Raw genomic sequence first — 20,358 nt, 5'->3', positions numbered from 1 at the left:
AAGACCAATACAAAAAATTAAATTCATGAATGACAGATTATTGAAATTTGAAAACAATAATAAAAACATCAAGGTTTATAAAATAAACAAAAATTTAATTTAAAAGGTATATAATATTACATAATAAAAATCAAAATTGTTGATTAGCATGATTGAAGTTGAAGTAAAAGCGAAAATCGATAGCTTTAAGGAAATTGAAGAAAAATTGGAAAAGCTCGGTGCCGAAAAAAGCAAACACGAATTTCAGGAAGACATATATTTCAATAGCCCCGTTGTAGACTTTGCAAAAACCGATGAGGCATTAAGGATTAGGACTACAAAGCAAAACGATGAAACAAACATCTTCATCACATACAAGGGACCGAAAATAGATCAAAAATCAAAAACCAGAAAGGAAATCGAAATGGGAATAGAAGACTCGCAAAAATGTGCAGGAATCTTTGAGGAAATAGGATTTAATAAAGTCCGGGCAGTGAGGAAAAACCGCCAATACTACAAATATGAAAACTTTGAAATATCCCTAGATGATGTTGAAGGATTGACTCCATATATGGAAATAGAAGTTGAATTAAACGATGGTGAAGACTACAGTGAAGCTCAAAACAGTATTTTTGAACTTTTTGAAGAATTGGGCATTACTGATGGCTTTGAGAGAACTTCATATCTGGAATTATTAGAAAATATTTATAAGTAAAAACATTATTATTAATATTATATTAAGATTAATTTTAAGAAGTGATTATATTGCAATATTTTATAAGTCATTATAACAAAGAATCTGAATTGACATTTCCGGATGACATCACAATCTATGATACAACCCTAAGAGACGGTGAACAGACCCCTGGAGTATGTTTCAGCTTTGATGAGAAACTGGAAATTGCAAGAAAACTTGACCAGTTCAAGATTCACCAAATTGAAGCGGGCTTTCCAATCGTTTCCGAAAAGGAAAAGGAATCAGTTAAGGCAATCGCAAATGAAGGATTGGACGCTACAATTCTTGGATTGACAAGAACAAAACCGGCAGATATCGATGCTGCACTAGACTGTGATGTAGACGGTATTATCACATTTGTCGGAACTTCAGATATCCATCTGGACCACAAAATGCACATTACAAGACAGGACGCAATCAACCTGTGTGAAACCGCAGTTGACTATGCTAAAGACCACGGCCTGTTCGTCGCATTTTCAGCGGAAGACGCTACAAGAACAGACATTGAATTTTTAAAACGCATTTACGGTAAAGCTCAGGAATGCGGTGCTGACAGAGTTCACATTGCAGACACTACCGGAGCCATAACCCCTCAAGGTATTGATTATCTAGTAAGAGAGCTTGTAAAGGACATTGACATTGACCTTGCAGTGCATCTCCACAACGATTTCGGCCTTGCTGTAATAAACTCAATCACCGGTGTTCTGGCAGGTGCAAAAGCCGTATCCACTACCGTCAACGGTATCGGTGAGAGAGCAGGTAACGCATCCCTGGAAGAGCTTATCATGGCAATGAAAATCCTATATGGCAAGGATTACGGATTTAAAACCAAATACATCAAGGAACTCTCCGATTTGGTTTCAAAAGCCAGCGGACTTCCGATTCCATACAACAAGCCTATTGTAGGAAACAACGTATTCAGACACGAATCCGGAATCCATGTTGATGCGGTTATTGAAGAGCCTTTATGCTACGAACCTTATCTTCCGGAATTGGTCGGGCAAAAAAGGCAGCTTGTTTTAGGAAAACACTCTGGATGCAGAGCTGTCAGGGCAAAATTGAATGAATGCGAACTTGATGTGACAGACGGCGAGCTCATTGAAATTGTAAGACAAGTCAAAAAGTCCAGAGAAGAAGGAAAATACATCAACGACGAAGTATTCAGAGATATCGTTAAAAAAATCAGTAAAAAGGAATAGATAAAGATGAACATTACTGAAAAAATCCTATCATCAAAAGCGGGCCATGAAGTGACCCCTGGTGAAATCATAGAAATTCCGGTTGACCTTGCAATGTCACACGATGGAACAAGCCCGCCTGCCATCAAAACCTTTGAAAAGGTAGCGGATAAGGTATGGGATCCGGAAAAAATTGCAATAATATTCGATCACAACGTCCCGGCAAACACCATCGGCTCTGCCGAATTCCAAAAGGTTTGCCGTAACTTCATCAAAACTCAAAACATTACCAAAAACTTCATTCATGGAGAAGGAATCTGCCATCAGGTAGTTCCTGAAATGGGACTGGTTGAACCTGGAAAGGTTATAGTCGGAGCCGATTCACACACCTGTACTTACGGCGCATTCGGAGCATTTTCAACAGGTATGGGTGCAACAGACCTTGCAATGGTTTGGGCAACCGGCAAAACCTGGTTTATGGTTCCCGAAGCCATCAGAATGGAAGTGGCCGGTGAATTGAACCCTTATATCGCTCCAAAAGATATCATTTTAAACATCATTGGTGAAATCGGAATAGCCGGCGCCACATACAAGACCGCTGAGTTCTGCGGTGAAACAATCGAAAGCATGGGCGTTGAAGGAAGAGCAACCATGTGCAATATGGCAATTGAAATGGGTGCCAAAAACGGTATAATGGAACCGAATAAAGAAGTAATTGACTATATCTGCAAAAGAACGGGAAAAAAAGAAGAGGAACTGAATATTGTAAGGTCCGACAGCGATGCAATATATTCAAAGGAAATGCACTTTGACATTACTGATATGGAACCTCAAATTGCCTGCCCGAATGATGTTGACAATGTAAAAGGCATCTCAGAAATTGAAGGAACCGCAATCGACCAATGCCTTATCGGGTCATGTACAAATGGAAGATTATCCGACCTGAAAGATGCTGCAGAAATTCTGGAAAACAACAAGATTCACAATGACATCAGATTACTGATTCTTCCGGCTTCAAGGGAAATCTACAAGCAGTCCATTGAATTGGGCTACATCGATACATTCATTGATGCGGGAGCAATTATCTGCAATCCCGGCTGCGGACCATGCCTTGGAGGACATATGGGAGTATTGAGCGAAGGCGAAAGCTGCATTTCCACAACAAACAGGAACTTTAAAGGAAGAATGGGAGACCCTGCCTCTTCAGTATACTTATCAAATTCAAAAGTAGTAGCTGCTTCAGCAATTACAGGAGTTATTACAAATCCTAAAGACTTATAAGTGATTTAAATGGCACAGGACAAAAACGAAGCAAACAAAAGACTGATTGAAAAAATGAACGACCTTGAAAAAGAATACGGCCAGACATTTTCAAACACACAAAAAATACTGTTAACAACCGACGGATCAATCACTGCAATATTGGATGTCTTATATGGCAAGATTACCTTAGACACACTCGACCAGCACCTTGAAAATGCAGATGAGGAACGCGCAAAGCTAGTAAATGTTGAAGCCGGAGAGGAAATCAACTTCAGGGAAGTCATAATGCACAAGGACGACCAACCTTTAATCTATGCGATTTCACACGTTCCATTGGGAAGGTGCACTAAAGAAGTCTGTGCAGACCTTCTAAGGGCAGACATTCCAATCGGCAGAATCTTGAAAAACTACAAAATCGAATCCAGAAGGGAAGTAAAGAATATCTTCATTGAAAAGCCAAACGACACATTGAAAGAGTTGTTTAAAACAGATGAAGACTTTCTGGCTCGTGATTACGTAATCATAAACAATGGCGAAATATTAATGTGGATTAAGGAAATGTTTCCGGTAAGCTATTTTTCACAAATTTAGGTGTTATAAATGGGCGTAAAGTTAAAAGACATAATTGAACCGAAAGAAATCTCCTTTAAAGATCTTGAAGGAAGAAGCGTATCTATCGATGCATTCAACACGCTTTACCAATTCCTAGCAACAATCAGACAAAGGGATGGAAGGCCGCTGAGTGATGAAAACGGCAATGTTACATCTCACTTAAGCGGAATACTGTACAGAAACTCTTCAATGGTTGAAAAGGACATAAAGCCCATATATGTCTTTGATGGACAGGCCCCTGAACTTAAAAGTGAAACTCAAGCAAAAAGAAGGGAAGTGAGGGATGAAGCTGAAAAAATCTATAAGGAAGCCCTCAAGGCCGGAGACACCGAAAAGGCCCGTAAATTTGCAATGAGGTCATCAAAATTATCACCTGAAATTATTGAATCTTCCAAAAAATTATTGACCCTGATGGGAATCCCATATATCGAAGCCAAAGGAGAAGGAGAAGCGCAGGCGGCCTATCTGGTTTCCAAAGGAGATGCCTATGCAGTGGCATCCCAGGATTATGACTGCCTTCTGTTTGGAGCCAAAAGGGTTGTGAGAAACCTTGCCATCAGTTCAAACCTTGGAAAGCTGGAATACTACGAATTGGACAGGGTTTTAAGAGAGCTGAAAATCACAAGAGAAGAACTTATTGATATGGGAATTCTGATTGGAACCGATTTCAGCGAAGGCCTTAAGGGAGTAGGTGCAAAAACCGCGCTTAAACTAGCTCATAAAGGCCAGTTAAAAGAAAAAATAGCTGAACTTCAAAAGGAATCAACTCATGACTTGGATGAAGTTCGCGAAATATTCCTGAACCATGAGGTAAATACAGACTATAAAATAAAATGGGAAAAACCAAAGCAGGATAAAATCATTGAATTTTTATGCTATGAACATGGTTTTTCCGAAGATCGCGTAATCAAGGCCACAGATAAACTTAAAAACTTAAGTTCATCACAGGGAAGCCTTGACGCCTGGTTCTAACTTAATTTTTCTGCCATGGCATCAACAATAGCTTTGGCATTTTTATCTCTATTTTCAACTTCGGCAGCCTCGACCTGATTAAATATATCATTATAGAAGGTTTCACCTTCACGGACAAATCTAAATTTGAAGTTAGAGGAAGTTGTTGCAATTTTAATGGTGCCATATCCAATTAATTTACCGAATAATCCATTGCTAAATGAAACGGAATCTATTTTATTCAATGGAGATTGCATTTGAGTTGTTGAAATTAATCCACATTTTCCAAATACACGTTTATTAGTCAATATCAAATCATTTGTTTTGTATCCGATGTATCTGATGATGAACCAGATTAAACCTATAATTGTAATTGTATTAAAAAAACTAAAGAATACTGTTCCTGGAGTAAGGAACCAAGTTCCTATTAAGTTAATAACAATAAAAAGTCCTATCAAAAATCCGATTCCAAAAACAATAGTTGGAAGTATTAAACATCCACTGTGAATTTGTGAATGTCTTATAACAAATTCCCCATCCATCATATCAATGTTATATGTCCTAAACAAGTCGTTTGAAGCATTATTTGATGAAGGGGCGTTTTCTCCAAATTTAGTTCCGCATTCATTACAAAAAATTGATCCTTCTTCCAATTCAGTCCCGCAATTTTTACAAAATCTTGCCATATAATCACCTTTTAATAATATATTAGATACAAATTATATTTAAATGATTAATATGGTGGAAAATCCTTACCGAAGACCTTTTCTGCATATTTCATTGCCAATTTTACCTGACCGGAATAGCTTTTCATCATTTCTCTTTCAAAATTATTTCTTGAAGGGGACCTTAAAATCAATTTTAAAAGATTTTCATATGATTCTATAGCTTTTGACTTATCGAATCCAAATTTTTCAATAACTTCAGGAGTCAATTTTTCAAGACAAGGAAATTCCAATGTTTTGCATACTGTTTCTGTTGAAAAATAAGTCATCCTAATCAAAGGAGAAACTGATGAGACCAGAACATGATTTCCCAATTTGATGAGTGGAGGAATTCCTGTCTTTTTATATCGCTCCATCGAGGTCAGCTTATCGTAATTTTCAAGGTTATAGCAATGGAGTTCCGTATAAAAATCAGGTTCAAAATATTCAATTAAATCTAAAACCTTTTGACCAAGTTTAGAGTCATAATATTCCTTTTCGATTGTGGAAATATAAGGTGTTTTATCGAAATTGTAAAAATAGAACTGTCCAGGGGATAAATCTTCAATGTCTATTCGATTAAGGAACCTTATTGAAGTTGCGCCTTCGTTTCCATGAAGTCCGCCAATGAACAGCTTGGTCGGGCCTTCCCCATTGTCAATATATCTAAAATAAGACATAAAATAAAAAAAAATGAAGGAATTTATGTTCCTTCCTGCCAATTTGACATGTACGCTTTTTGTTTATCTGTCAATGAATCGATTTCAATTCCCATAGCTTTCAATTTCATGGTTGCTACGTTGTAGTCGATTTCATCAGGCGCTTTGGTTACGCCAACCGGCAAATCGTTTTCCAGGATGTGTTTTGCAGACAATGCCTGTACGGCAAAACTCATGTCCATGATTTCAGCAGGGTGTCCTTGTCCACGTGCTGCGGATAAGTTAACCAAACGACCATCGGCCAAGAGATAGATTTTACGTCCATCTTTGGTGGTGAACTCTTCAATGCTTTCACGTACCTCTTTAACCTCAGTTGAAATAGCTTCAAGGTCAGGCCTGTTGATTTCTACATTGAAGTGTCCGGAGTTTGCAAGCATACAACCGTCCTTCATGTATTTGAAGTCATCACCTGAGATGATGTCCGCATTACCGGTTACTGTAATGATTAAATCTGATTGTTTTACAGCTTCACGGATAGGCATGACACGGTATCCGTCCATTCTTGCTTCCAGTGCACGAATTGGATCTACTTCGGTTACAATAACGTCGGCTCCAAGACCGTCAGCCCTTAAGGCCAGTCCTCTTCCACACCATCCGTATCCACAAACTGTTACGGTTTTTCCTGCAATTACCATGTTGGTTGTTCCCATGATTGCATCGAAACTTGACTGTCCTGTACCGTATCTGTTGTCGAACAGGTATTTGGTGTATGCATCATTAACAGCGATAACAGGGAATTTCAATGCCCCGTCAGCATGCATTGCCTGTAGTCTGTGAACACCGGTTGTGGTTTCTTCACAGGCCCCTTTGATATGGGACAACAACTCTTTTCTTTCGTTGTGAAGCACCATAATCATGTCTGCTCCGTCATCGATGATTATATCCGGTTTGTGATCAAGTACCATGTTGATGGTCTGGTAGTATTCTTCATCGTCCTGTTCTCTCCAACCATAAACGTTCAAACCTAAATCAGCTGCGCCTGCAACTGCGTCATCATGAGTGGACAATGGATTGCAGCCAGTCATTGCGACTTCCGCTCCACCCGCCATTAATGTTAAACCTAAGTTAATGGTTTTAGGCTCTAAGTGTAAACATGACCCGATAGTAATTCCTTTGAAAGGTTGGGTTTCCAAATATTCAGCTTTAATGTGTTCCAAAACAGGCATGTGTTTTTGAACCCATTCGATTTTTCTTACACCTTCAGGTGCCAAAGACATATCTTTAACTTTACTCATAATATCATCATTGAAATTTTATTACTACATAATTTTTGAACTTGTAAGTTTTTAAAATTACCCCTTAATGGGAAAAATAAAAATTAAAAGATACATTAGCCAATATAATTTAATTCTGTTTTTAATTATACGCCCATAATGGCATTAATTAGCTCTGAAATTCCTTGTGCATCTGATGAAAATTCAAATGGTGTACCTGAACCGAAAACATCCTCATCAGGAGTTGAAGGATTAGGGAATGCTATGACAGTATATCCTTGTCCGTCTTTGTCCAATAAATATACATATGCCTCGCCGCTGGAACCAGAGAATGCCAATTCATCATAGGAGAAAGCCACTGAACTTCCATCCGCATTTGTTATTGTTTTATCATATGAATTTACAGTATCAAAAGTATATCCTTTGCTGGACAAATAATCTTGAGCAAGGACTTCATCATAAATATCTACATCAAATAATATTTCACAATTCTCACTGTTTTTAAATGTTACACTGGAATCTGTCTTTTTTTCTACAGTTAGCCCGTCCGGAACTTCGATGGTCAAAGATCCAACGGTTACGTCTTCTGCATATATTGTTGCAACACTGAATGTCAACATGAAAATGACAAATATTGCAAACAACACTGACTTATCGTTGATTTTCATTTTTCATCTCCCATTATTTTTTTTAATCTAATGTATCTCTTAATTGACTTAATTTGAAAGTTGTTAAATATTATGTTTGCAAATAAATTTAAATTTTGCTAAAATCAATTAACCTGTTTAAATTTTTCGTTAAAAATAATTCATTTTTTATAAAAAATGTAAAACATCTTTAAAAAACATATAAAAAACAAAAACTTTAAATGTAATGATAAAAATAAATATATTTGTTAGATGCCGGGGTGGCTCAGCTGGTTAGAGCGCACGGCTCATAGGGTAATAAAGCAGTGCTCTGACTTATTCCTGGGATACCGTGAGATCGCGGGTTCGAATCCCGCCCCCGGCATCCAATATCCCAGGAATTTTCCATCTAAACTATTTTTTAAAAAGTTTTTTCCAAATCATAATAATTTTATACTTATTTTAGCCAATATAATTATAGAGGATTTGAAATGATATACAATACACTTGGAAAAACAGGCCTTGAAGTTTCAAGATTGGGTTTTGGAACCATGAGACTTCCAACAACCAATTCCAATGCAGATATAGACAAGCAGGAAGCAACTGCAATGCTTGAATATGGAATTGAAAACGGCGTTAACATTATTGATACAGCCTATCCCTACCATTGCGCAGAGCTTAGCGGCAATGGGAACAGCGAATTATTTGTCGGTGAATTTTTAAAGGAAACAGGTTTAAGAGACGAAATATTGCTTCAAACCAAATCTCCCTCTTGGCTGATTGAGGAAAAAACTGATTTTGACTATTACCTGGATATTCAGCTTGAAAAACTGCAAACCGACTACATTGATATTTACCTTTTGCACTCATTAACCGTGCCGGATTGGGAAAAGGTGAAAAATCTGGATGTTTTAGATTTTTTAGATGATTGTTTAAGCTCAGGTAAAGTAGGCCATGTCGGCTTTTCATCACATATTGAGGTGGATTATCTAATTGAAATACTCGATGAATATCCTAAATGGGAAGTTGCCCTAACCCAGATGAACTATCTTGATGAATATTACCAATCAGGAGTCATGGGACTCAATTATCTAAAAGAGACCAATGTCGGAAGCATGGTTATGGAGCCTCTCAGAGGAGGAAGGCTGGTTCAAAACATTCCAAGTGAAGTCCAGCAATTATGGGACATGGCCGAAACCAAAAGGACACCTGTAGAATGGGCATTGCAATATCTATGGAATAGGGATGACGTCGACTGTGTTTTAAGCGGAATGACAAGCCTGGAGCAGGTAAAGGAAAATGTTAAAATAGCTTCTGCAATAGACATTATAAGTGAAAACGATCAGGAAATAATCCGGGAAGTTGCAAGAACCTATAGGAACTTTTTAGGAAACAGATGCTCAAGATGCGGCTACTGCATGCCTTGTCCTCACGGCGTCGACATCATAAACTGCCTGACCGAGTACAACATTGCGCATATGATGGGAACTCCAAAGGCCAGTGCAATGCAGTACTTTACACTGATTGATGAGGATTCAAGAGCGGACAGCTGCATAAATTGCGGGGAATGCATACCATTCTGTACTCAGATGCTGGATATTCCAGGAGAACTTCAAAAGGTATATGAATACTTTGGTAGTGAATTTGACCATTTCTAGGTGATATTAAATGAATGAAGATACATATTGGGAAATTGCTACACGCCAGATGCCTCTTGTAAGCAAAGAAGAGCAGGAAAAATTTAAAGATGCAAAAATTACCGTTATCGGCTGCGGCGGAATCGGCGGCGAGACAATTGAAATGCTTGCAAGGATGGGAATCGGCGAACTCGTTTTGGTTGATGAAGACTCCTTTGACATTACAAATCTCAACAGGCAAAGCCTGTCTACAACACAAACAATAGGCCATGAAAAAAGTGTTGTTGCAAAAGAAAAGGTCAATCTGATCAATCCCCATGTCAAAGTAACAAATCATACCACCCATGTAAATGGGGACAATATTGACGAAATTATTGGAGATTCCAATCTGGTTATCGACGCGCTGGACAATGTCTTGACAAGAGTCATTGCCACAAGACATGCCAGGGAGAAAAAGATTCCATATATCCATGGCGCAATCCATGGAACATTAGGCCAAATTACTGTATTCCTACCGAACACCAAAAGCTATGAGGAGATGTTCAATCTTCCGTCTTTAGGCAAACCGCTAAGTGAAGAAGTCATTGAAAATTTGAAAAATGTGACTTCAGGACCTCCTCCTGTAATCGGACCGACCCCTAATCTGATAGGCTGTCTTGAAGCTATGGAGGCCTATAAAATCATTACTGGAATTGGAAAGGTTACGGTCGCTCCAAAGATGCTGTCCTTTGATTTATTGGACTTAAGTTCATTTTCTATAGATGAACTTTAAACATTAAATCAATTTTCCATCTTTTTTTTATAGTTATTTGAACAAAATAATATCAAATTTTAAAATCAATAGTAGAATTTCTATAAAATAAAATAAAACTTATACATTAATATACTAAAAACGATATATTAAAATTATATAACTATTTTTGCAAAACCTTTATATACCATGAGGTGGAAATATATTTCCAAGGTAGGAAGATACTTTCCGACTACTTTTTTAAATTCAATATTATTTACATATTGGAGCTTGATTTGATGAGCGAAATTAACGAAGAAAAAATGCAAAGTGTAATTGAACAAATGAAAGAGGATAACATTAAATTTATCCGTCTACAGTTTGTCGACATTAATGGAACAGTAAAAAATATCGTTATTCCATTTAATGAAGAAGATATGGAAGATTTATTCCTTGAAGGAATGTTATTTGATGGATCATCAATAGCAGGATTCGTCGGAATTAATGAAAGTGACTTAGTATTGAAACCAGATATCAATACATACTCCAGATTATCATGGAGACCTGAAGAATCAGCTGTATGTAGATTCATCTGTGACGTATGGACTCCAGAACAAGAACCATTCGTTGGAGACCCAAGAAGCGTTCTTAAAAAATCCTTAGCAAAAATCAAAAAAATGGGATTACAATATAACATTGGTCCGGAACCAGAATTCTTTATTGTAGACATTGATGAAAACGGATACCCAATGCCATACGATGAAGCAACCTACTTTGATGTTGAACCATTAGACAAAGGACCTGACTTCAGAAGAGAATTGACCTTAAACCTAGAAGAGTTAGACTTTGAAGTTGAAGCTTCTCACCACGAAGTGGCTCCTGGTCAAAACGAAATCGCATTCAAATTTAAAGATGCACTAAAAACAGCAGACGCTGTAATCACATTCAAACAAGCTATCAAAGCTATCGTAGACAACATGGCAACTTTCGACCAGTTAGACTACAGAGTAACATTCATGCCAAAACCTTTCTTCGGAGTGAACGGAAGTGGTATGCACTGTCACCAATCCATTTTCAAAGGTGACAAAAACTTGTTCTCTGATCCTAATTCAGACACCGGTCTTTCAAAAGATGCTCTCTACTTTATGGGAGGACTGTTAAAACACGCTCCTGCATTGACTGCTATTACCAACCCTATTGTAAACTCATACAAACGTTTAGTGCCTGGTTACGAAGCTCCAGTTTACAGAGCATACGGTCTTAAAAACAGATCTGCATTAATCAGAGTTCCTGCAGCACGTGGAAAAGCTACACGTATCGAATATAGGGCACCTGACCCAGCATGTAACCCATACTTAGCATTTGCTGTAATGCTAGAAGCAGGTATTAACGGTATTCAAAACAAAATTGACCCTGGTGAACCTACCGAAATCAACATTTATGAATTAACCGAAGAGGAAAGGGAAGCAATGGGCATTAAAGTATTACCATCCAGTTTATGGGAAGCTTACCATGCTCTTGAAGAAGACCCACTCATTTTAGGTGCTTTAGGAGACCACATCAGTCAAAAATTCCTAGAGCTCAAATATCAAGAATGGGACGAATACCGTGTTCAAGTATTCGGTTACGAACAAAGAAAATATTTAGATATCTAAATCTAAATATTATTTTTTTTATTTTAAATTTCGGTATAATGGGGAGATAAATGTCAGAATCAGAACACCGAATGATAGAAATTTTAAGGATATTGAGTGCACAGGACAAGCCTACAGGTTCCAAATTAATAGCTGATGAACTCAAAAACAAAGGCTTTAACTTAGGGGAACGTGCAGTTAGATATCATATGCAGATTTTAGATGAAAAGGGATACACCGAAAGGATGGGATATTCCGGAAGGCAAATCACAGACTTGGGTCGTGAAAAATTAGAAAAGGGATTAATCTACGATCAAGTTGATTTCATTCATTCAAAATTTGAAGAAATGATATATTTAACTGACTTCAACTATATCAATCAAAGCGGAAATGTAGTTGTCAATACTTCAACCATTTATAATGAAGAATCAATCAATATAATGAAAGAGATTTTTGAAAGTGGTCTTTCTGTTAGCCCTTATGTTAATATAAAAAAAGTTGGAAACAGGAACGAAATTGAAGTAACTACATTATGCGGAACAACAATAGATGGAATACTTCTAAATGAGGGAATACCTTCCCAGCCGCAATATGGAGGACTGCTGGAGATTGAAAATTTCCATCCTGAAAAATTCACGGAATTGATTTCATACAAAAAGACATCATTGACCCCTCTTGATGCATTTGCAAATTCAGACTTGACATCAATACTGGATGTAGTCAATACCGGAACCGGAATAATTCCCGCAAATTTCAGGCTGATTCCGGGAATTGGCAGACAGAAGACCCTCGAAATTTTAGAAAAACTGAATAAAATAGGAATTGGCGGTGTAATTGATGTTTCCCATGAGGGAGAAGATATTTTAGGATTGCCAGTACCTGATGGAATGGTTGGAATAGCTATTGTCGGAGGAATTACTCCATTTTGTGCGATTAAAGAGTTAGGAGAAGAAATAGACATCAAAATAGCGGAAGAAATTACAGATTTCAAAACATTATCACCTATAACCTCAACCATAACTCAAACATTAAAACCTATCACAAACAACAAGCAGCCTACACTACCATTCTTACTTTCAAAATCCTGGAATTTGATTCAACAAGTAAACTTCAATGTTGAAAAAAGGAAAGGAGATATCATCTCAAATGTTTCATACGTTAGAAAGGATGACCTGGATAGTGCATTGGCAATAATGGAGGAAACATACAACAATAATCCGAAATATATCAATCCATACTACAATCTCATAGAACATCCGAATGATGATGAGAAAATTGGAATAGCTACAATATGCAGTTTGAGCATTGATGGATTATTGATAAACAATGGAATCATGAGCACTCCAAAATATGGAGGACTGCTCGAACTAACAGAACCTCCGCTGTTCATTGACCTAATATCCTACAATGGCACTACCGTAGATCCACATAAGATATTCTTATCCAAAAAAATGACTTCAATTACCGGAAATATTGGACCTAACAAGATTTTAGCAAGTGTAAAAGAAATTCCATATATTTCACGGGATTATGCAGTTTATCTATTGGATATTCTAAACAATATCGGATTTTCAATTTATAAAATAGGAAAACCAAGAGAATTGGTATACAACGCAAAAGTGGACAATTATAACTTTGGCGTAATCTGCGGCGGTGGATTGAATACAATTGGTGCTATAAAAGAAAAAGGCATTGATGTTGAAGTGAAAGCTATTGAAAAATTATTACCTTTCGAAAAAATGGATAGATTGTAACTAGATTACAGTTACATCCACTTTTTCACTATTTTTTGGATAATGTACAAACTCTATAATATCCTCTTCAACTTCATATATATCGATTTCAACTGTTGAGCCAATCTGGCTTTCATCAAGAGAAACCAGCATTTTGAAGCCAGGTTCTCCGAAATATTCTGAAAAGTCCATGTTTAAGACTTCACCTTCTGCAAAAATCCTATTGTAGGAAATTTCTATTTTATCATGAATTTTAACATTTTCTTTCAAGTAATCGACAGCTTCTTTTGTAGTTAATTTCAATTCTTTCATGATAATCAACTCCATTTAAAATATAATATAAGTTATCATATATAAAGTTGTTTGCATATTTACGAACAAAAATATTTTTCGATGAAGAATCAAAAGGGAAAAATAGTAAAAAAAGAGATAAATTATAAAACTTCTATAACAAGTTCCTTATCATCAGTGATATGGCGCATTTCAATTAAATCATCGACGATTTCATTAAAGTCTATTTCAACACATTGATTTAAAATTTTACCATTCAACTGAAGACCTACTCTAAAACCTTCGCCGGTCATGTCATCCTCTTCAGTGAAACCTAAAACTTCACCAGGAGCAAAAATACGATTATAGGATATTTCTAAAATATCTCCGACTTCAACATTAGTTTTAACATACTCTAATGCTTCATCAAAGGTCATTTCAACTTCTTCTATCATATTACCACACATAAAATTAATCATTAAAAAAAAAGAAAAGAGAAAGGAATTATAAATTCCTGTATTCTCTGATTGAAGTATATTCGTCGTCTAACTCACCGTATTCAGCTAATTTTTCTTTGTTAGCTTCAGCGCCTAAGAAAAGGTTACCTTTTCCGTTAAGACCAATATCTCCAATATAGTGGATATATTTACCTTCGTAGGTTACGCCTTCAACTTCAGGATCAACTACGATACCTTGACGGACAAATCCTTCAAGTAATCTTCCGAGGAATCCGTGGATGATGATGTTACCGTTTTTCATTTGACCACCAGGCCAACGGTTTACGTCACCGTCAATTTCAATGACACCTTTGGTCATGTGAATACCAGCTAAGATATCACAGTTACCTTTAACGTGGATTTTACCACCGGTTAAACATTCACCACATTGTTTTCCAGCGTTACCGCCAACAACGATTTCACCACCGGTCATACCTCTCCATTCACCAATGTAAGAAGCACCAGTAAATTCTTTGGTGTTTCCTTCAATTTCGAGGTATCCTCCAGACATTTCTCTTCCAGCGTGAGCAGCTGCATTACCTTTAACAAGGATAGAACCACCGGACATTTCTGCACCTACGTGTAAATCTACACTACTGTTACAAACGATGTTTCCACCGCTCATTTTACAACCGATGTATTTTACTCTGTTTAAATCACCGTTGAGAATCATTTCAACATCATTAGGTCCGTTAGCTTCTCCAACTACAGTAATTTCGAAGAAATCAGTAATTGGGAATCTGGAGTTTCCAATAGGAACTTGGTATTTTGCGAAATCTGCTTCGGTCCATGAATAAATTTCATCAGGAATTAATTCATCGAACTCCAAAGCGATTGAAGAAGTTTTGATTTGATCAAATGTTATAGTTTTCAAATTAAACACCCCTATTTACCATCAACATCTATTCTAATTGGGTTAGATACGTAGTGATCGTGTACTGGGTAGTTTTCCCATTTAACTGAGTAGTATTGAGTAAAGAATGGCATAATGTTGTTGATAACTTTTTGTTCGTTTTGTTCCCATCCTTTTACGTTAACCCAAATGTTTTGACTTTCTTTAACTTTTACAATTTCTTTATCTTTTACTAAGATTTGACCATCTTTAATTGTGTATTCAGCTACATTGAAACCTTTTTCGATTTCTTCATATTGTCTGGATGGATCAATATCATTAGGATTTATGTCATATACTGCAATGTCTGCTCTGTAACCAGGGGTGAGTGCACCTCTGTCTGTGAATCCGTAGATTCTAGCTGGAGCAGCTCTGGAAATAGTTGCAATATCGTAGAAATCGTATTCTCTGTCGAGAGTTGCAAGGGTAGTTCTTTTTTCTGCCCATTTGTGTACTTCTCTGTTTTCAATCATTTCCATTCTTCTAGTGTTACTCATCAACCAGGAGATGATTCTAGGATATCTAGTGTATGGTCCTGCGTTAGGGTGGTCAGTAGTTAAACATACTTGCCATGGGTTTTCAATGTGTAAGAACAATTCTAAACCAATAGCCCATTGTAAAGTGTTAACTGGGTTTTTAGCTGAGTAAATACATGGAATGATACCTGCTGCAGTTTCACATTCAATATCTTTGTTGGTCCATTTTAAACCAGATAATTTGAATAAGTCGTATTCCATAGGAGCGTCTGCAGTCATGGTTGTGGTTTCATCTAAGGTTACTTGACCTACGTCACAGGTAATGTGACCATGTTTGTTGATGTAGTCAGCGAGTTCAGGTGCAGCAGATCCTGCATCTTTCCAACTGTTACCAGTGTATGAGTGGAACTGCAAGTGACATACGTGCATAACTTGGTCTCTGATTTCAGCAGCTTTGGAACCTTTTTTAATGTCTTTAACAGAATCCATAGTTTCGAGAGTGGTAGTGTAGTTACCTGGGTGTCCTAAGTCGTTAGGGTGAATGTGAATAGAGTGAGGTAAGTTTAACATTTCGTTAGCTTTTGCAAGTGCAACAACGACTTCTTTGGAAGTTACGTCGAAGTATGGTGCTTTATCATTGTAACCATGTACGTTCATACCCCATCCCCATGCTTCACTTCCACATGGGTTTACGATTTTGATTCCATAACCTTTTGAGATTTTTAACCATGCAGCTACGAATGCTGCGATGTCTTCAATATTATTATCTTTTGCGTATTCCATTACAAACCAGTTGTTACCGAATAACGGCATAGCTGGAATATCAAGCATAGGAATAGTTGCAATTTCTTCGTGAGTGTGTTTTGCTTCAAGAGGAGGCATAGCTGCTTCTACAACAGTACCGTAACCTAATCTTGAGTATCTGTAACCGGTTGCAGGACAACTTGGGATTGAGAAACCAGATTCGGATCTTAATACTTTAGTTTTTTGAGTAACACCTCTTCTGGAATCTTCAGGTCTGTATAATCTTCCTACTACTAATTTAGGACCTGCAACGTGTGCGTGAGGGTCAATACCTGCTGGCATGACTATTTTATCGGTAACGTCTAAGACTGTAGCATCTGCAGAAACATTGTCTACAATAATACCATCTTTGAACATAACGTCCATCTTTTCCCCATTAACTTCATTAGCAGGGTCGTAGACTATACCATTTTTAAGAATATATTCCATTATATCACCTTTAGAGTGCGTTTGGATTTGGCACATATTTTGGAGCTACGTTTGGCTCTTCTCTGAGTTTCATTACTCTTTCTTTCAATTCACGGACAATCCATTCGTCGTCACGACAGGTTTCTGGTTTGTCGATAGCTTTCTTCATGTAAATAGGAACTCCATCCATACGATAACTGGTACCAGCACATTCTACAGCAATGAATGAACCTGGTAATACTACATCAGCGAGTTCGGTTGATGGACCCCAGTGAATATCGATTTGAATAACAGGAATGTTAGCTAAGTGTTGGTTTGCTCCATTAGGGAAGTGAGCACCTGGGTCAGCTGCAATAACCATGAAACAATCCGGTTCTTTTCTTACTAATAAATCGATAGTGTTGGTTTCACCCATCATATATCTTGGGTAACCTCTACAGTAGTCAACACCGAAAGCAAATCCACATTCGAATGCCATGAAAATGTTAAATCCGTTTACGTTAAAGTGACCTCTCATTGGAGTAAGACCCCATTTACTGTATTTGTTTAAGTCTTGAACCATTTTAATAGCAATATCAATGTTTCTTTGTTTTGATAAAGTGTGGGTTAAACCTAAACCGAAGAAGAGAACACCGAATTCAGCGTTTTTCATTTCTTCTGCTAATTCATAAATATCTTCTTTAGGAATTCCAGAAATTACGTCTTGGTATAATTCTTTTCCTCTGAGAACTGCTCTAATAGCATTGTAGAAACCGTAGTCTCCGTTTTGTTCGAATCCAATCCATTTGTCGGAACATTTTGCAGTATCTGAGAATTTTGGATCCATAGTAACAACAGTTCTGTCGAATCTTCCTCTTTGTCTGAAGTATCCACGACAGAATGCAGCATATCTTGCTAAGTGTCTTGGGTGAGAGTTCATTGCGTTACTTCCAGAGTAAACAATCATGTCAGCTCTGTTTTGAACTTCCCCTAAAGTTTGAATAGGGTAACCTGCGTTTTGCACAGCTTGGAGAGAAGGACCGTGACAGATAGTAGCTTGGTTATCTAATACTGCACCGATGTATTCACCTAATGCTACACCTTCTTTCATACATTCAGTAGATGTTTCAGACCAACCGTAAAATACAGGTCTAATGGAATTAGCAATGTATTCAGCAGCTTTGTCTAAAGCGGTGTCCCAATCTACTTCTTTGAGTTCTCCGTTTTCATCCCTAATCATTGGAACAATTAATCTTTGATCCATATCTTCCATAATTTTACTTGCACCTAATCTGCATGCGTGTCTTACAGCAACAACGTGACCGTTTTTAACTAAGTAGTCTAAATCGTCACAGTTACAACCACAGAATGCACAGGTACAATTTTCAACAATGTAATCGTAATCAGTTACAGGTGGTTCATAAGTCATGGTCAATCAACTCCTCCCATTTACGTCCGTGATAAACAGGTAATTCACCTAAAGATTCCATGTTTTCAACAACATCATTATCTTCTTCATCAACGTATTTTTTGTATACCCATCTCATTAAGTCAGCCATGAGTAATACTTTTCTATCAGTTTTTTCTACAGTACATCTGATTCCTTTGTAAGTAGGGTCAGAACAACAGTAAGTATCGTGGCTTACGATAGTGTTAGCCCATGGACCTTTACAAATGAATACAGTACCTTCGTGAGGTGCGTCTCTTGATACAGCACAGTTTACTACTACTTCACCGAAATCAGTTTTGACAAGTACGGTATCCCAGTTGTTTACACCTAATTTTGCCATGTCTCTAGGATCCATGTAACAAGTACCTGAAGCGTTTTTGTATTCTTGTTTTAAGGTAGATCCTCTTTTCTTACAAGCACCTTGGTAAATGTCAGATCCGGTGTTTAACATACATTTTAAAACATCGGGAGTTCCTTCACCAGTAATTTTTACATCAGGTACTACAGGTTTTTCTAAATAAGTATTAGCATAATGCATATAATAATCCCCCTATTCTAACCATATAGCATTTACTGGGCAAAACATTTGACATGTTCCACACAATTCACATTTTTCAGGACTGAAAAGTTTAATAAATCCATTTTCAACCATCATAACAACTTCTTCAGTCTTTGCACCACTACCACCAGCGTTTTCTGGGCTGATAGCTGCGTTGACAGGACATGCGATTACACAAATCCCGCATCCTAAACAATTATCTTGTTCTACTTTAAGTTCCATATAATCACCTAGTCTTTAATTGCTTCTAAAGCATCTGCCCAAGTAGCTGATTGTGTAGGAGTGTGGTCAACAGCAGTTCTTTTTACAGTAATAGCTCCATTAGGACATGCTTTTGCACAAGCTTTACAACTTACACAGTAGTCAGGATAAGCAATAACATGATCCATTCTTGAACCTGGACCTGAAGATATTGGGAATGCTAAAGCATTACATTTACAGATATCTACACAAGCACCACAAGCTTGACATTTATCGTCATCAATTTCGATAGTACCTTCAAATGGTTTTTTGACTTTTGCTGCGTCAGTAGGACATACTCCTGCGCACCATCCACAGTATACACAAAGTTCTGGGTCGATGACGGAGTTTCCGGTAACAGCTGCTTTTGAAGGATCGAGTTCATATTCACCATATGAACAGAGTCTACAAAGTGCTTTAATTGCATCTTTTGGACAAGATTTTTTACATACTAAACAGTATACACATTTTTCTTTGTCGATGACAATTGATTCTTTACCAGTTTCTTTATCAACAACGATTGCTTCTGCAGGACATAATTCTTCACAAATTCCACAGTAAATACATTCTTCATCGTTTACTTCAATTTCACCAGTAACTAAATCTGCACGAGCTGGTAATTCTCTTTCAATGACGATTGCATCACGAGGACATGCGATTTCACATCTTTTACAGTAAATACATTCATCATCATCAATTTCTGAGAAAGCGTTGTAATGAGGATATGCGTCGATTTCTTTGATTGGTGTGCCGTCAATAGTTAATACTAATGCATCAACAGGACATAAACCACTGCACATACCACATAATACACATTTACTTTCGTCAATGCTTACTCTTTGAACATCAAAGTCGTCTTTGAAGTTTTGAGCAATCTTTTCGTGACCACTGAAGTAAACGTCGTTTGAGATTCTGTGACGTGCGTCTACAGCAATTGCGTTTAATGTGATTGCTTCGACAGGACAGGTTGATTCACAAATCCCACAACCTAAACATACGTGGTCGTTGAAAGACAAGTTTCTAACTTCTTCAGCATCTCTTGTGATGTCAAAGTTGTTGTCTTTAAC

Annotated in this window: 21 protein-coding genes and 1 tRNA gene; 10 read left to right on the top strand and 12 right to left on the bottom strand. The window is 37.3% G+C overall.

The annotated features are described in order from the left end of the window. The first annotated feature begins 148 nt into the window (after window positions 1–148). From cyaB to fen, 5 genes are read left to right on the top strand one after another with little or no spacing between them, the layout of a single operon-like run. Window positions 149–694, top strand: coding sequence for a class IV adenylate cyclase (gene cyaB, locus ACKI3D_RS07645; RefSeq protein ID WP_407393420.1), 546 nt, complete (start codon window positions 149–151; stop codon window positions 692–694). Between the two features lie 50 nt (window positions 695–744). After that, the gene (locus ACKI3D_RS07640; RefSeq protein ID WP_407393418.1) at window positions 745–1,914 is read left to right on the top strand and encodes a homocitrate synthase family protein; all 1,170 of its coding nucleotides are present in this window, start codon (window positions 745–747) and stop codon (window positions 1,912–1,914) included. A gap of 6 nt (window positions 1,915–1,920) precedes the next feature. After that, window positions 1,921–3,174, top strand: coding sequence for a homoaconitase large subunit (gene hacA, locus ACKI3D_RS07635; RefSeq protein WP_407393417.1), 1,254 nt, complete (start codon window positions 1,921–1,923; stop codon window positions 3,172–3,174). 9 nt (window positions 3,175–3,183) lie between these two features. Further along, window positions 3,184–3,747, top strand: coding sequence for a chorismate--pyruvate lyase family protein (locus tag ACKI3D_RS07630; protein ID WP_407393415.1), 564 nt, complete (start codon window positions 3,184–3,186; stop codon window positions 3,745–3,747). 9 nt (window positions 3,748–3,756) lie between these two features. Further along, window positions 3,757–4,740 carry a flap endonuclease-1 gene (gene fen, locus ACKI3D_RS07625; protein WP_407393413.1) on the top strand — a complete coding sequence of 328 codons (984 nt, stop codon included), beginning with the start codon at window positions 3,757–3,759 and terminating at the stop codon, window positions 4,738–4,740. On the opposite strand, the gene ACKI3D_RS07620 is transcribed toward fen, so the two are convergent. From ACKI3D_RS07620 to ACKI3D_RS07605, 4 genes are all read right to left on the bottom strand, one after another. Further along, window positions 4,737–5,405 carry a PH domain-containing protein gene (locus ACKI3D_RS07620; RefSeq protein WP_407393411.1) on the bottom strand — a complete coding sequence of 223 codons (669 nt, stop codon included), beginning with the start codon at window positions 5,403–5,405 and terminating at the stop codon, window positions 4,737–4,739. The two genes, fen and ACKI3D_RS07620, sit on opposite strands and share 4 nt — an antisense overlap. A 47-nt stretch (window positions 5,406–5,452) precedes the next feature. Then, window positions 5,453–6,103, bottom strand: a complete 651-nt coding sequence (locus ACKI3D_RS07615) for a DUF2119 domain-containing protein (protein WP_407393409.1) — start codon at window positions 6,101–6,103, stop codon at window positions 5,453–5,455. A gap of 23 nt (window positions 6,104–6,126) precedes the next feature. Continuing rightward, entirely contained in the window at window positions 6,127–7,377 is a 1,251-nt protein-coding gene (locus ACKI3D_RS07610) for an adenosylhomocysteinase (protein ID WP_407393407.1), read from the bottom strand. Window positions 7,378–7,502: 125 nt separating this feature from the next. Beyond that, a complete protein-coding gene (locus ACKI3D_RS07605; protein ID WP_407393405.1) occupies window positions 7,503–8,024 on the bottom strand; it encodes a hypothetical protein in 522 nt (173 codons plus the stop codon). A gap of 233 nt (window positions 8,025–8,257) precedes the next feature. On the opposite strand from ACKI3D_RS07605, the gene ACKI3D_RS07600 reads away from it, so the two are divergent. The 5 genes from ACKI3D_RS07600 (at window position 8,258) to ACKI3D_RS07580 (ending at window position 13,737) form a co-directional block, all read left to right on the top strand. Next, window positions 8,258–8,367, top strand: a tRNA-Met gene (locus ACKI3D_RS07600). Window positions 8,368–8,473: 106 nt separating this feature from the next. Next, window positions 8,474–9,640: an aldo/keto reductase gene (locus ACKI3D_RS07595; RefSeq protein WP_407393403.1), complete on the top strand. Its 1,167-nt coding sequence runs from the start codon at window positions 8,474–8,476 to the stop codon at window positions 9,638–9,640. 10 nt (window positions 9,641–9,650) lie between these two features. Beyond that, entirely contained in the window at window positions 9,651–10,391 is a 741-nt protein-coding gene (locus ACKI3D_RS07590) for a HesA/MoeB/ThiF family protein (protein WP_407393401.1), read from the top strand. Between the two features lie 257 nt (window positions 10,392–10,648). Then, on the top strand, window positions 10,649–12,004 hold the full coding sequence (gene glnA, locus ACKI3D_RS07585) for a type I glutamate--ammonia ligase (RefSeq protein ID WP_407393400.1): 1,356 nt from the start codon (window positions 10,649–10,651) through the stop codon (window positions 12,002–12,004). 50 nt (window positions 12,005–12,054) lie between these two features. Then, entirely contained in the window at window positions 12,055–13,737 is a 1,683-nt protein-coding gene (locus tag ACKI3D_RS07580) for an NrpR regulatory domain-containing protein (protein WP_407393398.1), read from the top strand. Here the strand turns inward: ACKI3D_RS07580 and ACKI3D_RS07575 are convergent, their stop codons facing one another. From ACKI3D_RS07575 to fwdF, 8 genes are all read right to left on the bottom strand, one after another. Further along, on the bottom strand, window positions 13,738–14,028 hold the full coding sequence (locus ACKI3D_RS07575; RefSeq protein ID WP_407393396.1) for a DUF2097 domain-containing protein: 291 nt from the start codon (window positions 14,026–14,028) through the stop codon (window positions 13,738–13,740). 122 nt (window positions 14,029–14,150) lie between these two features. After that, window positions 14,151–14,441, bottom strand: coding sequence for a DUF2097 domain-containing protein (locus ACKI3D_RS07570; protein ID WP_407393394.1), 291 nt, complete (start codon window positions 14,439–14,441; stop codon window positions 14,151–14,153). 49 nt (window positions 14,442–14,490) lie between these two features. Then, window positions 14,491–15,366 carry a formylmethanofuran dehydrogenase subunit C gene (locus tag ACKI3D_RS07565; protein ID WP_407393392.1) on the bottom strand — a complete coding sequence of 292 codons (876 nt, stop codon included), beginning with the start codon at window positions 15,364–15,366 and terminating at the stop codon, window positions 14,491–14,493. 2 nt (window positions 15,367–15,368) lie between these two features. Continuing rightward, window positions 15,369–17,087 carry a formylmethanofuran dehydrogenase subunit A gene (locus ACKI3D_RS07560; RefSeq protein ID WP_407393421.1) on the bottom strand — a complete coding sequence of 573 codons (1,719 nt, stop codon included), beginning with the start codon at window positions 17,085–17,087 and terminating at the stop codon, window positions 15,369–15,371. A gap of 7 nt (window positions 17,088–17,094) precedes the next feature. Next, complete coding sequence (locus tag ACKI3D_RS07555) at window positions 17,095–18,471, bottom strand: formylmethanofuran dehydrogenase subunit B (RefSeq protein ID WP_407393390.1); 1,377 nt, start codon at window positions 18,469–18,471, stop codon at window positions 17,095–17,097. Next, window positions 18,461–19,030: a molybdopterin dinucleotide binding domain-containing protein gene (locus tag ACKI3D_RS07550; protein WP_407393388.1), complete on the bottom strand. Its 570-nt coding sequence runs from the start codon at window positions 19,028–19,030 to the stop codon at window positions 18,461–18,463. The genes ACKI3D_RS07555 and ACKI3D_RS07550 overlap by 11 nt, the downstream gene beginning before the upstream one ends. 12 nt (window positions 19,031–19,042) lie before the next feature. Beyond that, window positions 19,043–19,273 (bottom strand): ATP-binding protein, encoded by a 231-nt coding sequence (locus tag ACKI3D_RS07545; RefSeq protein WP_407393386.1) that lies wholly within the window; start codon window positions 19,271–19,273, stop codon window positions 19,043–19,045. 8 nt (window positions 19,274–19,281) lie between these two features. Next, window positions 19,282–20,358 (bottom strand): tungsten-dependent formylmethanofuran dehydrogenase subunit FwdF (gene fwdF / locus ACKI3D_RS07540; protein WP_407393385.1); only part of this gene is annotated, 1,077 nt, incomplete at its 5' end.

This window comes from Methanobrevibacter sp. (assembly GCF_045586545.1).
Classification (GTDB): Archaea; Methanobacteriota; Methanobacteria; order Methanobacteriales; family Methanobacteriaceae; genus Methanocatella.
The sequence above is the reverse complement of the archived record's forward strand: the minus strand, read 5'-3'. Positions and strand labels throughout refer to the sequence as shown.

Excerpts from the sequence above, each read along its gene's own strand:
- ACKI3D_RS07595 (WP_407393403.1), top strand. The coding sequence starts at position 8,474 with ATGATATACAATACACTTGGAAAAACAGGCCTTGAAGTTTCAAGATTG.
- ACKI3D_RS07555 (WP_407393390.1), bottom strand. The coding sequence starts at position 18,471 with ATGACTTATGAACCACCTGTAACTGATTACGATTACATTGTTGAAAAT.
- glnA (WP_407393400.1), top strand. The coding sequence starts at position 10,649 with ATGAGCGAAATTAACGAAGAAAAAATGCAAAGTGTAATTGAACAAATG.
- hacA (WP_407393417.1), top strand. The coding sequence starts at position 1,921 with ATGAACATTACTGAAAAAATCCTATCATCAAAAGCGGGCCATGAAGTG.
- ACKI3D_RS07580 (WP_407393398.1), top strand. The coding sequence starts at position 12,055 with ATGTCAGAATCAGAACACCGAATGATAGAAATTTTAAGGATATTGAGT.
- ACKI3D_RS07605 (WP_407393405.1), bottom strand. The coding sequence starts at position 8,024 with ATGAAAATCAACGATAAGTCAGTGTTGTTTGCAATATTTGTCATTTTC.
- fen (WP_407393413.1), top strand. The coding sequence starts at position 3,757 with ATGGGCGTAAAGTTAAAAGACATAATTGAACCGAAAGAAATCTCCTTT.
- ACKI3D_RS07630 (WP_407393415.1), top strand. The coding sequence starts at position 3,184 with ATGGCACAGGACAAAAACGAAGCAAACAAAAGACTGATTGAAAAAATG.
- ACKI3D_RS07590 (WP_407393401.1), top strand. The coding sequence starts at position 9,651 with ATGAATGAAGATACATATTGGGAAATTGCTACACGCCAGATGCCTCTT.
- ACKI3D_RS07570 (WP_407393394.1), bottom strand. The coding sequence starts at position 14,441 with ATGATAGAAGAAGTTGAAATGACCTTTGATGAAGCATTAGAGTATGTT.
- cyaB (WP_407393420.1), top strand. The coding sequence starts at position 149 with ATGATTGAAGTTGAAGTAAAAGCGAAAATCGATAGCTTTAAGGAAATT.
- ACKI3D_RS07610 (WP_407393407.1), bottom strand. The coding sequence starts at position 7,377 with ATGAGTAAAGTTAAAGATATGTCTTTGGCACCTGAAGGTGTAAGAAAA.
- ACKI3D_RS07615 (WP_407393409.1), bottom strand. The coding sequence starts at position 6,103 with ATGTCTTATTTTAGATATATTGACAATGGGGAAGGCCCGACCAAGCTG.
- ACKI3D_RS07620 (WP_407393411.1), bottom strand. The coding sequence starts at position 5,405 with ATGGCAAGATTTTGTAAAAATTGCGGGACTGAATTGGAAGAAGGATCA.
- ACKI3D_RS07545 (WP_407393386.1), bottom strand. The coding sequence starts at position 19,273 with ATGGAACTTAAAGTAGAACAAGATAATTGTTTAGGATGCGGGATTTGT.
- ACKI3D_RS07575 (WP_407393396.1), bottom strand. The coding sequence starts at position 14,028 with ATGAAAGAATTGAAATTAACTACAAAAGAAGCTGTCGATTACTTGAAA.
- ACKI3D_RS07550 (WP_407393388.1), bottom strand. The coding sequence starts at position 19,030 with ATGCATTATGCTAATACTTATTTAGAAAAACCTGTAGTACCTGATGTA.